The following is a 13122-nucleotide window of genomic DNA, read 5'->3' on the forward strand; positions in this document are numbered from 1 at the left end:
GGCCTCTCCCACTCAGCAAGGCAGATCACCTGAGTTCAATCGGGTGAGGAATTCGCGGTGACCAAGGGCCTTGGCTGATATCTTGCGAAACTGCTCCCGATTGTCCTCGCGCTGCAGGCGCGCGGCGCGCGCCATTCCGGCTGTCCGGGTCAAGGCAGCCTTGCACGGCGCCTTTGGCAAAAGCCCCAACCCATCAAGAACCGGCATGTAGAGCTGTTCCTGAACATGCGGCAAACCAGCGGGAAGCGTTGGAAAATGCGCTCGAATCGGGGCCTCGTTCGACCACAGCTCAAGGCGGTCCCGGTTGAGGTCGGAAATGCCGCATTCCGTCATATCCTGCCAAAAGGCGCTATCCCTTCGCCCGCCTGCGTAGTGCAGATTGATGAACTGCGCGAAATCATCGATCTGCTGATTGACCGCCTGATTGTAGTTCTCGCGCAAATCGGAAATATCGCCCCCAAGATGAGCGAGGAACCCCCCGGCCCCAAGCAAAAGCAGCTGAACCACCGTTCCGTGGATCGATGTCGCTTCCAGGGGTTCCAGAAAACACTGGGACAGCCCCAGTGCAATGCAGTTGCCGCTCCAGGGTTGTTTCAAGCGGCCTTCCTTGAAAGCAAGGTCTGCACGAGGAGTGATGCGGCACCCGAGGACTTGCTCGATTTCTCTTTGTGCCTCCTCCGGCGTCGTGTGCGCATCGGAATAGACATAGCCGCAACCAAGGCGGTCCGCTGTCGGGATCTGCCACATCCATCCGGAGCGCAACGCGCGTGCCGTCGTGTAAGGGGCAATCTCACCTGCCTCTGAGTGTTCAAGCCAGAAGGGCATTGCCCGGTTGAGCGGCAGCAACGAACCGTAGTGATGCCAGGAGACACCGAGTTCCGTCATCAATGCCCTCCGGAACCCTGTGCAATCGAAAACGAAATCCACGGCGATGTCCGGCTGCCCCTGACACTTCAAGGCCGTAACAAGGCCGGAACCGCTGTCTTTTTCAATGCCGGTCACCTTGGAAGACACCTGTTCGATCCCGTCAGCTTTCCGGCGCAGAAAGGCGCCGACCTTCGCCTGATCGAAATGGTAGGCGTGGTGATAGGGACTGACCGGCATCAGCTTCCCGCCCTGCTGCGCCCAAGGAGCACGCTGCCCCGTCATCAGGGGCGTGAAGACGTGTGAACGGATTGCCTGCTGTCCTGCTGCAATCGCGCTGTAGTGCAGCCATGGCCTGCCCTGTCCGGTCGGGTCAGGCGTCAACTGATGCGGGTCGTCAATCGGACCGAGATAGTCCGATCCCGGACCGCTCGACCGTGCACCCCAACCGATATGCCGGATACCATATTTGATGGTCGCACCGGTCTCGCGCATGAACTCGAACTCGTCAAAGCCGAGGTCGAGCAATACGTCACGGAATACGGAGGTCGTTCCCTCCCCGACGCCAATGGTGGGGATGTCCGGGTCCTCAATGACCGTCAATCGGCAGGCCGTATCGGTTTCGCGCGACAAACGGCGCAGCATGTGTGCCGCCAGCCAGCCGGCCGTTCCGCCACCGACGATCGCGATATGAGGTGCGGCTCCGCTCATGCGTCAGGCGACGACATCAAAAGCTGCGCGGACGAGCCGCCGCGTATAGTCCGTTTTCGGTTTCTCCAGCACCTCTGCGGTATTCCCCTCCTCGACGACGCTGCCGCTTTTCATGACGATGACACGATGGCAAAGCGCCCGCACCACCTTCAGGTCGTGGCTGATGAACATGTAGCTCAGATCGTGCTTGTCGCGAAGCTCCCGCAGCAGCTCGATGATTTGTGCCTGAATGGAAAGATCCAGCGCCGACGTCGGTTCGTCCAGAAGGATAAACTCCGGTTTCAACACAATGGCGCGGGCAATTGCCAGGCGCTGTCTTTGCCCTCCAGAAAACTCATGCGGGAATCGGTCGAGCGCATCGTGAGGCATCTGCACGTCGTCGAGCGCCTGCTTGATCAAATCCAGACGTTCCCTGGAAGACGCTCCGATACCGTTCACGATCAGCCCTTCTTCCAGGATCTGGCGAATGATCATGCGCGGATTAAGCGATGAGAACGGGTCCTGAAACACCACCTGAATGCGCGTTCTGTAAGGCTGCAGTTCCTTGCGCGACAGCCGCTCGATCCGATCGCCCTGAAACGTTACCGGCCCGTTCTGTTTCTGCCCGAGGCCGATGATGCTCATTCCGAAGGTCGTCTTGCCCGACCCGGACTCGCCCACGACACCGAGCGTTTCACCCCGGCGGATGGTTGCGGAAACGTCATTGACCGCGACAAGATCCACACTCTTGCGGCTGAAGAAACCGCCCGTCTTGAGCTTGAACGCCACCCGAGTGTTTTCGGCTGTCAGAACGGGCGGTGCGTCTTTCTGGATGGGCTTCGGCTCGCCCTTCGGCTCGGAGGCGATCAGATGCTTCGTATAGGGGTGCTGCGGATGGTGGAACACTTCCTGGGTCTCGCCCGTTTCGACAACCTCCCCCCGGCGCATGACAACCACATGGTCGGACACGGCCCGTACGACCGAAAGGTCATGGGTGATCAGGATCACCGCCATGTTGTGCGCTTTTTGCAATTGGCGCAGGAGCGACAGGATCTCGGCCTGCACCGTCACGTCAAGCGCGGTGGTCGGCTCGTCGGCGATCAGCAGCTCCGGATTGTTCGCCAGCGCCATGGCGATCATCACACGCTGCCGTTGGCCTCCGGACAGTTCATGCGGATACTGCAGGTAGCGCGCTTCCGGGTCGGGCAGTTGAACTTCCTTGAGAAGCCGGATCACCTCGGACTTCAGCTCGTCTTTCCCGAGTTTCCGATGCACCTTGATGATCTCGGCGACTTGATCTCCGACCCGGTAGATCGGATTGAGGCTGGTCAGGGGCTCCTGGAAAATCATGGATATGCGCCGGCCGCGAATGTCCTGAAGCTGAGGCTCGGAAAACGTCGCGATGTCTTCACCATCGAAGATCACCTGTGTTCCCTCACCAACGCGGGCGTTGGGCGCAAGCATCCCCATGATCACGCGAGCGGTCACGGACTTGCCCGAACCGCTCTCGCCCACGACGGCCAGGGTTTCCCCGTTGCCGACATCAAACGAGACATCGTGCACCGCATGACGCAATCCCGTCGCCGTCTTGAACGACACGTTCACGTTTCGAATGGAAAGCAACTTGTCAGTCATTGGAATAAGGGTCCATCGCGTCGCGCAGGCCGTCGCCCAACGCATTGAAAGCCAGAACGGAAATGACGATCATGCCGACCGGGGCCAGCAACCAGGGAGCTGCCGTCAGCGCCTGGATGTCGCGTGCCTGATTGAGCATCGACCCCCAGGACACCATGGGCAGCTGAACGCCGACACCGAGGAAGGAAAGGAAGCTTTCCAGCAGGATGATCTCCGGCAAGGTATAGGTCGCCCAGACCAGAATGTGGGACGACATGTTCGGAATGATGTGACGGCGGATGATCCGCCCGTCAGAAGCACCGACAGCGACGGCCGCCCTGACGAATTCAACCGACTTGATGGCAACCACCTTGCCACGAAGTTCGCGCGCAAGATCTGCCCAGCGCAACAGCACGAGAATACCCGCGAACATGACAAAGACCGCCATCGCGTCGGCACGGCGCGGCAGAATGGCGACCAGCGCCAGGTAAAGCGGCAGATCGGGAAATGATTTCACAAACTCGACACCGCGCTGCACGACGAGATCGTATGTTCCACCGAAATAGCCGGAGCTGACCCCGATCATGGTTCCGATGACACAAGCCGCCGCCATTACCATGACCGCCATCAAAATGGTGATCCTGGTGCCGTACATCATGCGCGAGAAAACATCGCGTCCAAGGCCGTCCGTTCCAAGAAGATGCACCGGCACTCCGTTGAGCGAACCGAACAGGTGGGTCTCGAAGGTCAGGCCGAGAATTTCGTATGGCTCTCCTTTGACGAAGAGACCAAGCGGCACGATCTTGTTGTCGGAGGGTTCAAAGGTGAACTCGAAAGTCACCGGGTCCATCTTTTCTTCAAAGCCGCGCACATAGGGACGGGTCAATTCCCCGTCCGGGCTGATGATGCTGATCAACTGGGGCGGCGAATAGATCGCATTCCGGTCTTTCGTCTGAGCTCCGTAGGGTGCAAAGAAACCACCGAAAATGGTGCAGCTGAGCACGATCAGGCACCCGATCAGTCCGGCCATGCCATATCGATTGGCCATGAACCGCCGGCGCACCAGCTGCCAGTAGGACAGAGAAACGTGGTTCGCGTTTTCCGCGTTCATATCAAGCTGGGTCAAGGCATTCATTCTTTGGTGAACTCCGCTCTGCGCACGCGCGGATCAAGGACCGCCAGCGCGAAATCGGCAATCAGGTTGCCAATGACCAGAAGGACCGAAACGAGAAGGAAAATGGCCGAGAGCACGTACATGTCGCGTTCGGTCACCGAACTCAGGATCAGGGGACCCAGCGTCGGGATACCGAGCACGATGGCGATTTCGATTTCACCCTTGATCATGTAGTCGAACCGGCCACCCATATTCATGATCACCGGATGCAGGGCGTTCGGCACTGCATGGCGGAACAGCGTCTTGCGGCGGCTGAGTCCCTTTGCGCGTGCCGTTTCGATGTATTGCGCGTTCATGACGTCAAGCAGGTTTCCACGCATCATCCGGGTCGTATACGCCTGACCGGCCCAGACCGAGATGAACAGGATCGGCCAGACATGGAGGAAGAAGTCCCACAGTTTGGCGAAACTGAAATGCTCCTGAAGAATGAACTCCGGAGAATAGAGCGAGCCGATATAGCTGGAGTTCCAGACATAGGCCATCAGGTAAAGGATGATGAGCGACATCACGAATTTCGGAATGACGATGCCGAGAAACGCGACCAATGTCGCGAGGTTGTCCCCCAGCTTGTACTGATGGGTTGCAGCATAGATGCCGAGCAGAACACCGATGCCTTGTCCCAGGATCAGCGTGACGATTGCCAGACCCAGCGTGCGCGGCAGGCGCAGACCGATGACTTCGGTCACGGGCTTGCTGTAGACAAAGGACTGGCCGAAATCGCCTGAAAATACGATCCCCTTGAGCCAAAGCACGTATTGGTGGACCAGGGACTTGTCCAGACCGAGCTTTTGCCGGAGCTCCTCCGCCTGGGGCTTGAGTTCGGCCGCCGACATTCCTGTCTGCGCCATGGTCTGGGCCATCCAGGAATCGACGAAATCACCGGGCACGGCAACAACCAGGCCGAAGGAGACGATCGATATCCCGATCAGAAGCGGGATTGCCACGAGGATCCGCTTCACGAAATAGAGCAAGAGCGCCATCAGAAAACTTTCAATTTTCCCGGATAGGAAATATGCGGCCCCCAAGGGAGCCGCATATTGTTTTACGGCTAAGTTTTATCAGTACTCAGCGATGGTGCCCGGCAACAGCTCTTTGACCTGCTCGGCTGTCGGTGTCCACAGACGCTCGCGAATGATCCCGTCTTCGGCCCACTCGAACATGTAGACCGGAGTTCCCGGGTGAGCGTTCTTGATCCGGCGATTGACCAGAAGTGCAGCCGGCGTCTGGATCGTGCCGATGACATAGGCGTTTTCTGTGATCAGGCGCTGGATGTCCCGGGTCATCTGCAGTTTTTCCGCGCTGTCATTGGAAGAAATGAAGGTGCGGTAAGCTGCCTGAATTTCTTCCTCGAACGGCAGCAGTGTCCGCTCACCGTCCTGGGATTGGTGGAAGAACGGGCAAGAAGCGCTGATGGGCATGTTGTTGCAAGGTTCGCGTGTCAGCGTCGGAAAGCCACGGCGGTTGATCATGCCGTTGAAGGCGCCGCCCAGTCGAGCCGTCTCAAAATTGGTCTTGTCCAGACCGCGGGCGATGATCCGGATACCGACTTCACCCAGCTGCGAGATGACGGCGTCCAGCTGCTTGCGGGTCTCATTTCGCCCGGAGTTGAAGATAACGTCGATTTCGATGTCGTCGCCACCGTTCGGCAGGTTCCTGATACCATTGCCGTCGGTATCCTGCAGGCCCAGCTCGTCAAGCATCGCGTTGGCTTTTGCCTGGTCGAAAGGCTGATACGCGGTGCTGTCGTAATCGAAGAAAGCCGACCCGGAGGTGAAACCACCTGTGTAAGGATAGGCAAACGGACCTCGAGCAACCGCCTGGCCGATCGCGTCACGATCAAGTGCATGGCTCAGGGCAATTCGGAAATCCTTGTTGCGGAACAGGTCCCGCAAAGCCAGATCGACTTCGTCTTCAGCTCCGATATCGGAGAAATTCAGTTCCAGCCGCCAGGCGAGCGCGCGCTTTCCGAAACGCACGGTGACCGGACTGTCGGGCGATTGCGACTGCTTCAGAGCCGCAACATAGTTTGCCGGATTTTCCATGTTGGAGAAATCACCGGACCCGGCGACGGCCTGGGTCGTGCGGTCATCCCAGGTGGACAGGCGGAAGTGCATCTCGTTGAAGTAGGGAAGCTGCTGCCCCTTCTCATCCACTTTCCAGTAGAACGGATTCCGGCGCATCACCACCAGTTCGTCCGGCTTGTGCAGAACCGGAACCCATGCCCCCATGACCGGCACCGGCAGGGCTTCCCCCGGCATCGCGTTGGTATAGCTCTCATAGGTAGCGTCAGGATTGTACTTCGGATGCTTGTCCTTCAGGGCATGGCTCGGTCCCGGACATCCCTGAATATAGGCAAGGTTCTCCACCAGGGTTTCCGACTGCGGCTCCGAGAATGTCCAGCGGAAGGTGTAGTCGTCCAGGATTTCAAGCTTGGCGCCCGGAGCGAGCGATCCCTTGCTCAGACGGGACGAAACATTCTCATCCTCAACATTATCTTCCCACCAAAAGCGGATGTCTTCAGTGTCGAACGGGTCGCCATCCGACCAGTGCGCACCCTCGATCAGGTGCATGGTCAGCTGGGTGTTGTCATCGTTCCAGCTCCAGGACTTTGCGAGATTGGGCAAAGGTCCGGTCTGATCTTCGCTCTTGATCTGCCAGCGCGGTCCCTGACGCACAAGGCATTCCTGGATGGCCATGTTGATGCCACCCCAGCCCTGATGCTGACCGGCAAGCCAGTTCCAGCCTTCCGGACGGCCACCGATCACGTGACGGAACACACCACCATACTCTCCGGTACCGTCGACCATCGCGCCGGTCTTGAACACAAGCGGTTCTTTCGGCAGGCGATCCTTGACCGCCGGCAGTTTCCCTTCGGCTGCCATGTCGGCGAGGAAAGGAGCTTCGCTGTAACTGTCCAGAGCGCGGTAGTCATATAGATCCGTCCGCCCGATCAGTTCGTATTCGAGGCCGGAGAGATCCTTCTCCGGGGGGAGTTTATCGGCAAGTGCACTACCGCCGATAGCGGTCAGGCACACTGACGCAGCCAGCACGTGCCGAAGCGAGTTGAGGTGGTTCATAAGTTCCTCCCAATGAATTTTACATCCATCACACTGACTGTCGCCCCATCCAAACTCTTCCTGTTTTCACACCTTGCATTCCTGTTTTCGGATTTACTCTTTTGTTTCATCGAAACTTCGTGGAACATGATCAGGACGGATGAAACGGTGGATGCCCCCATGGACGGTTTGGAATTTTACGACGAGGCCCCCTCGGAACTTGCCAGGAATGCGGTTCCGGAAAAGCACGGCGTTCTTCTGGAACACCACATGCCGGAGCGGATGGACGAAACGTTTCATTACCATCCCTCGATCGAGGTCAATTTTCTGAGCGGATGCGGAATGTCATATTCGTTTTCCGGGCGCGATGTGCACGTACAGCCTGGACAATTTGTCGTTTTCTGGGCCGCCTATCCGCACCGGGTGACCAACGTTGTCGGCCGTGGAACCATCACCAACGCCTATGTTCAGCTGAGCGAATTCCTTCAATGGCCGTTGCCGAAGGAATTCGTGAACCTGCTGCTGGCCGGAGCCGTCATCACCAACACCAAATCCGACGATTCGGACTATGCACTCACCCGCAAGTGGGCCGAAGAACGCAAGCTGCGCACGCGGCCCTGGCGGGCGGTTCACACATTGGAGGTTCAGGCGAGGCTCGCGCGTCTGGCGATTGAGGAACCGGAAATTCTCATGCCGCCGGTTTACGACCAGGAAATCGGACGCCACCACCAGAACCTGGTCATTCATTTCGACACCATGCTGCGCTTCATCGCCGAGAACTATGCGCGGCCGATTACGCAGATCCAGGTGGCGGAGGCGGCCAACATATCCTCCAATCACGCCACCACGATCTTCCGCAAGTTCCTTGGCTGCACGGTCAAGCAGCACATCAACAACGTACGGCTGTTCCACGCCAAGATGATGCTGGCGGAATCGGACGTGAAGATCCTGACTGTGGCCCTGGACAGCGGCTTCGGATCGGTATCGGCGTTCTACGAGGTTTTCCGAGATCGCATGGGTATGTCGCCTGCAGCCTTCCGTCACAAGAAGGACGCCGCGTGAACATAAAAAAGCGGGCCGCATACCGCTATGCAGCCCGCAGGTGCCCCAGATAACCTTCCGGGAAACGCGTCGGTTTTCCGGTCAGGTCACCACTGGGAGGACCTCGTTCAAGCGCGTGCCCATTCAGGCAACCATTCGCCATGAGCTTGTCTGAGCCGCAGAACCATGGCGCGGATCTGGTCCAGGTCCAGTTCGGCGGCCGTGTGCGGATCCATCATCGCAGCATGCGTGATGAGTTCAGGGTCTTCGTTCATCAAGGCATCGACCGTCAGTCCCTGCGCGGTGACATTGGACTGCATGATCGCCGCGAGTTGCGGCGGAATATCGCCGACAAAGGTCGGTTGCACACCGTTCCGGTCGACAAGGCACGGCACTTCAACCGCACAACCATGCGGCAGGTTGGTGATGAGACCGGTATTTGCAACGTTGCCGTAAATCACGCTCGGCTCCCCGGTCCAGATCGAGTTGATGATCTCCGAGGCATACTCATCGGTCTGCTCGACCTCGATCCTCTCATTGTTCATCAATTCACTGGATTCTTCATGCCAGCGTTCGATCTGCTGAATGCAGCGTGTCGGGTACTCGTCCAGCGGAATCTGGAACCGCTCGATCAGATCCTCGCGGCCTTCCTTAATGAACCACGGCACGTATTCGGAGAAATGCTCGGAACTTTCTGTGACGAAATAGCCGAACTGCTTGAGGATCTCATAGCGAACGATATTGGGGCAGCGCGGGTTTTCCTGTGCTTTTCCGGTGGGGAATTCGCCGTTCGCGTAACCATCCCTCAGGGCCGGATAAAGGTCGGTGTACTGCCCATTGGCTTCGACCTTGTGCAGATGCAGGAAGAACGCGATGTGGTTGATGCCGGCACAGCGGTAATGCATGTCCTTCGGATCGATACCCAGATCGACCGCCAGAGTGCGGGCGGTGTGTTGAACCGAATGGCAGAGGCCGACCTGCTTGATCTTCGGATACTTCCGTGTGATCGCCCAGATATTGATCGCCATCGGGTTAACGTATTGCAGCAGAGTCGCGTCCGGGCAAACCTCAAGCATGTCTTCGCAGACAGACCACAGGTGCGGAACTGTACGAACGCCACGCATGATGCCACCAACACCCAACGTGTCGGCAATCGTCTGGCGCAGACCGAATTCCTTCGGAACTTCGAAGTCGGTGATCGTGCAGGGATCATAGCCACCGACCTGGAAAGCCACGACGACGAAATCCGCACCGTCCAGAGCTTCGCGTTGATTGAGATGCGTTGTGATCCTGGCAGGCACATCGAGGGAGGTCACCATGCGGTTGGCAACAACCTCGGATTCCTGCAGGCGTTTTTCATTGAGATCCATGAGGGCGACATGTGCGCCGCGCAAAGCCCGGCGATGCAAAATATCGCCGACAATGTTCTTCATGAAGACGGTCGAACCCGCTCCGATGAAAGCGATTTTAGGGAAATGAACCATAATTCGTCCTCTGTTACTGCCCACACCATATGCGAGCCGTTTCAAAGGAGGCTTCCAGTTTTCACATGTAACCTTTCGGAAAATCACTTAGCCATGTTTCAATTGAAAAGTCGGGCAACTCGATGAAAATGCCTTCGAAGGCGACCAGATTAAGTTATATTTTTCAGATATTTAAAAGTGATTTCAATTGCCGGAAAGTTCGAAAATGCATCTGCATTTGCCAAAGCAAACATAAAAAAGACCATCCCCTTCAAGTGAGAACGGTCTTCCAATTTCAATGATGGAGTTTGTTTGAGTGGGGATAGCTTCCTGCAGAATTTTGTCTGTCAGGTGGCGCTTATCGTCTGACCCAATGCGGCGGCGAATTTCGCCTCAAGCGTCTCGAACCGTTCCGGATCGGCAACTGTCAGCAGAGAACCTTGGGTATAGTCCGTTCGGTACGCACCGCGACCGACCAGGCCGCTCCTGCCGCCAGCTTCCTTGACCGCAAGCAGACCGGCGAGATGATCCCACGGATTAACACCCGCTGAGAGAATGAAGTCCGAATGCCCCTGCAGAAGGGTCAGATATTCATAGCAGGCGCACCGAAGGCTTGTGACATGGCCGAAGGAAAGCGCCAGTTCGGCAAGGGGCAACTTTGCTTCTTCCGGGAACTCGAACGGCGAATAGAAACCAGACAGCGGGTTTTGATGTTGCGCGCCCAGAAGCAGCTTCCGGGGTTCTTTTTCAGGCTGGAACAGAAATGCCCCGCCTCCGGCTTCTGCCGCAACCCAGCTGTCATGGAGGATGTCATAGAGCATGCCGAAAACCGGAATGCCCTTTTCGACAACCGACAGGATCAGGCCGAACGTCGGCAAGCCACTGGCGAAATTCCAGGTACCGTCAACCGGGTCGAGGACAACACATCGGTCGGCTGTGGCGACGTGTGACAACAGTCCGGGATCGCTTGCGACCCCTTCCTCACCCACGAAGGTCGAACCGGGCAGAATGTCTGGAACTACCTGTGTCAGCCGCTGTTCGCAGAGCAGGTCCGCCTCCGTGACCAGATCGAACACGTGTTTCTTGGCCTTAACATCCACGTCCGCCGAAGACCGGAAACGTGGCATCACGACCTCCTGAGCGACGTCGCGGGTCACCGTAATCAATCGATCAATCTGAGCTTGAGACAAGGACATGTTCTGTTTCCTGTTCCGGTAGTGCCTGTTCAACCACAATCGTGCCTGCCTAGCAGACTCGACCTGAAGGCGCTTCCTGAAAAGAACACTGGCTTTCCGGAGAAACAGAGTTGGGAGCCGCCGGAGCAGGAAGCTCCGGCGGTTCAGTTCGTCTTACTTTTTCAGGTTGACCCAGATCTTGTCGTAGATCTCCTGGGTCGCCTGGTCACAGACCTCGATGAAAGAGGCCGGGCCGGCACCTTCCGGCGGATTCGCTTCCGGCAAGGTCCTGAGCGCTTCGTCAAGCAACGGAGCAACGCCTTCCACACCGGCTGAATACTGGGTCCAGTTGGTCAGGATAGCCGCGTTTTCAGGCTCCAGAAGAAAGTCCATGAACTTGAGCGCGTTGGCCCGGTTCGGGGCATCCTTCAACAGTGCCACATTGTCCATCCAGGCAATGTAGCCCTGTTTCGGGTAGGCGTATTCAACTGTCGCTCCCTCTTCACGGGCCTTCGCGGAAAACCCGTTATAGATCATTCCGGCCGCTGCATCTCCGGATACCAGAACTTCCTTGGCGGTATCGGAGTTGAACGACGCCCAGTGCGGCTTGGCACCCTGAAGCATTTGGTTCAGAGCCTTCAGCTGCTCCCGGTCGTTGGAGCACTGCGGAATGCCCAGGTGAAGCGATGCCATCGTGATGACCTCGCCCTGGCTGTCGAGCATGTTGATCTTGCCGGACAGCTCTGAAGGCGGATCGAACAGAATGTCGGTGGTATTGATGTCGCCCTCGTAGACGTTGCGGTCAACCGAGAAGCTGGTGGAGCCCCATTGATAGGGTATCGTCGACTGGCGGCCCGGATCGAACGGCACATCGAGCCACTGCTGTTCGATGTTGCCCTTGTTGGCCAGTTCTCCGTCGGCAATGGTATCCAGCAGGCCTTCATTGGCCATGATCTTGACCATGTAGTCGCCCGGTACCGACAGGTCGTAGGTACCGATTCCACCTGCTTTCAGGGAAGCCAGCATGGCTTCGTTGGAGTCGTAGGTGTCCATGACGACTTCGATACCGGTCTCGTTGGTGAACTTGTCAAGAAGCTCCTGCGGCATGTATTCGAACCAGTGGTAGAGAACCACCTTTTCTTCTGCGAATGCCGCGCTGGCTGTCAGCGTCATCACCGATGCCGCCACCGTTGCTTTCAGTAAGGATTTCATTGCTACCTCCGTCCTCTGGATTATTTCGTGTTGTCGGCTTTGCTGACGAAGTAGGAGATCGTGACGAAGATGATCGACACGCTCAGCAACATCGTCGAAATGGCCATGATGTTTGGTTTGATGCCCTGTTTCACCGCACCGAAGATCGCTGTCGGCAGCGTCTCGACACCGGCTCCCTTGACAAAGTTGGTGATGATGAAGTCGTCGAGACTGACGATGAAGGCCAGCAGGAACCCCGAGATGATCCCGGGCATCATCAACGGCAGCAGGATCTTGGTGAAGGCCTGCCGTCTGGTCGCATAAAGGTCCATCGCAGCCTGCTCATAGCTGTCCTCGATCCCCTGCATTCGCGCGGAAATCGGCAGATAGGCAAACGGGATGCAGAAGGCGATATGGGCCAGGAGGATCGTCAGCAATCCGCGCTCCAGGGCGATGGAGTTGAAGAAGATCAGCGTGGCCACCGCCGTGACGATTTCAGGCACCATCAGCGGCAGCGAGATCAGGCCGAAGGAAATGGTCCGCAGTTTGAACTGACCGCCCCTTACGATCGCGGTGGACGCAAGGGTCGCAACCGTCGTCGAAACCGTTGCGGCGATGATTGCGATCAGGAAACTGTTGCGGGCCGCCAGCTTGAAGGTTTCGCTTTCCGGTCCGACAAAGACATCCGCATACCAGCGCAGCGACAACCCTTCCCAGATCGTGATCGATTTGGAGGCGTTGAAACTGTAGACGGTCACGACGACAAGCGGTGCATAGAGCACGAACAGGCAAAGCAGCGTGATGGTTCTGAAACCGGTATAGGCTTTGATTTCGTATCGACGGGATGCCATTCC

The 13122-nt window shown here is 57.4% G+C and carries 10 protein-coding genes; 1 reads left to right on the forward strand and 9 read right to left on the reverse strand.

The features are described from left to right. Positions 1–12: 12 nt before the first annotated feature. The 5 genes from ABLQ08_RS09550 to ABLQ08_RS09570 form a co-directional block, all read right to left on the reverse strand. A complete protein-coding gene (locus ABLQ08_RS09550; RefSeq protein ID WP_352941135.1) occupies positions 13–1575 on the reverse strand; it encodes a tryptophan 7-halogenase in 1563 nt (520 codons plus the stop codon). 3 nt (positions 1576–1578) lie between these two features. Further along, entirely contained in the window at positions 1579–3189 is a 1611-nt protein-coding gene (locus ABLQ08_RS09555; RefSeq protein WP_352941138.1) for an ABC transporter ATP-binding protein, read from the reverse strand. After that, entirely contained in the window at positions 3182–4303 is a 1122-nt protein-coding gene (locus ABLQ08_RS09560) for an ABC transporter permease (protein WP_352941140.1), read from the reverse strand. The genes ABLQ08_RS09555 and ABLQ08_RS09560 overlap by 8 nt, the downstream gene beginning before the upstream one ends. Beyond that, positions 4300–5322 (reverse strand): ABC transporter permease, encoded by a 1023-nt coding sequence (locus ABLQ08_RS09565; RefSeq protein ID WP_352941142.1) that lies wholly within the window; start codon positions 5320–5322, stop codon positions 4300–4302. The genes ABLQ08_RS09560 and ABLQ08_RS09565 overlap by 4 nt, the downstream gene beginning before the upstream one ends. Positions 5323–5400: 78 nt before the next feature. Beyond that, complete coding sequence (locus ABLQ08_RS09570) at positions 5401–7419, reverse strand: ABC transporter substrate-binding protein (protein ID WP_352941144.1); 2019 nt, start codon at positions 7417–7419, stop codon at positions 5401–5403. Between the two features lie 159 nt (positions 7420–7578). On the opposite strand from ABLQ08_RS09570, the gene ABLQ08_RS09575 reads away from it, so the two are divergent. Continuing rightward, positions 7579–8460, forward strand: coding sequence for a helix-turn-helix domain-containing protein (locus ABLQ08_RS09575; RefSeq protein ID WP_352941146.1), 882 nt, complete (start codon positions 7579–7581; stop codon positions 8458–8460). 107 nt (positions 8461–8567) lie between these two features. On the opposite strand, the gene ABLQ08_RS09580 is transcribed toward ABLQ08_RS09575, so the two are convergent. The 4 genes from ABLQ08_RS09580 to ABLQ08_RS09595 form a co-directional block, all read right to left on the reverse strand. Next, positions 8568–9923, reverse strand: coding sequence for an alpha-glucosidase/alpha-galactosidase (locus tag ABLQ08_RS09580; RefSeq protein ID WP_352941148.1), 1356 nt, complete (start codon positions 9921–9923; stop codon positions 8568–8570). A 326-nt stretch (positions 9924–10249) separates the two neighbouring features. After that, positions 10250–11098 carry an inositol monophosphatase family protein gene (locus ABLQ08_RS09585; RefSeq protein ID WP_352941151.1) on the reverse strand — a complete coding sequence of 283 codons (849 nt, stop codon included), beginning with the start codon at positions 11096–11098 and terminating at the stop codon, positions 10250–10252. Between the two features lie 153 nt (positions 11099–11251). Beyond that, entirely contained in the window at positions 11252–12289 is a 1038-nt protein-coding gene (locus ABLQ08_RS09590; protein WP_352941154.1) for an extracellular solute-binding protein, read from the reverse strand. A gap of 20 nt (positions 12290–12309) precedes the next feature. Further along, positions 12310–13119, reverse strand: a complete 810-nt coding sequence (locus ABLQ08_RS09595) for an ABC transporter permease (protein ID WP_352941157.1) — start codon at positions 13117–13119, stop codon at positions 12310–12312. Between the last annotated feature and the right edge of the window lie 3 nt (positions 13120–13122).

The organism is Roseibium sp. SCP14 (genome assembly GCF_040329475.1).
Taxonomy (GTDB): domain Bacteria; phylum Pseudomonadota; class Alphaproteobacteria; order Rhizobiales; family Stappiaceae; genus Roseibium.

What these genes read in the sequence shown, in the direction of transcription:
- ABLQ08_RS09550 (WP_352941135.1), bottom strand. Translation starts at nt 1,575, where the DNA reads ATGAGCGGAGCCGCACCTCATATCGCGATCGTCGGTGGCGGAACGGCC.
- ABLQ08_RS09560 (WP_352941140.1), bottom strand. Translation starts at nt 4,303, where the DNA reads ATGAATGCCTTGACCCAGCTTGATATGAACGCGGAAAACGCGAACCAC.
- ABLQ08_RS09565 (WP_352941142.1), bottom strand. Translation starts at nt 5,322, where the DNA reads ATGGCGCTCTTGCTCTATTTCGTGAAGCGGATCCTCGTGGCAATCCCG.
- ABLQ08_RS09580 (WP_352941148.1), bottom strand. Translation starts at nt 9,923, where the DNA reads ATGGTTCATTTCCCTAAAATCGCTTTCATCGGAGCGGGTTCGACCGTC.
- ABLQ08_RS09570 (WP_352941144.1), bottom strand. Translation starts at nt 7,419, where the DNA reads ATGAACCACCTCAACTCGCTTCGGCACGTGCTGGCTGCGTCAGTGTGC.
- ABLQ08_RS09590 (WP_352941154.1), bottom strand. Translation starts at nt 12,289, where the DNA reads ATGAAATCCTTACTGAAAGCAACGGTGGCGGCATCGGTGATGACGCTG.
- ABLQ08_RS09595 (WP_352941157.1), bottom strand. Translation starts at nt 13,119, where the DNA reads ATGGCATCCCGTCGATACGAAATCAAAGCCTATACCGGTTTCAGAACC.
- ABLQ08_RS09585 (WP_352941151.1), bottom strand. Translation starts at nt 11,098, where the DNA reads ATGTCCTTGTCTCAAGCTCAGATTGATCGATTGATTACGGTGACCCGC.
- ABLQ08_RS09575 (WP_352941146.1), top strand. Translation starts at nt 7,579, where the DNA reads ATGGACGGTTTGGAATTTTACGACGAGGCCCCCTCGGAACTTGCCAGG.
- ABLQ08_RS09555 (WP_352941138.1), bottom strand. Translation starts at nt 3,189, where the DNA reads ATGACTGACAAGTTGCTTTCCATTCGAAACGTGAACGTGTCGTTCAAG.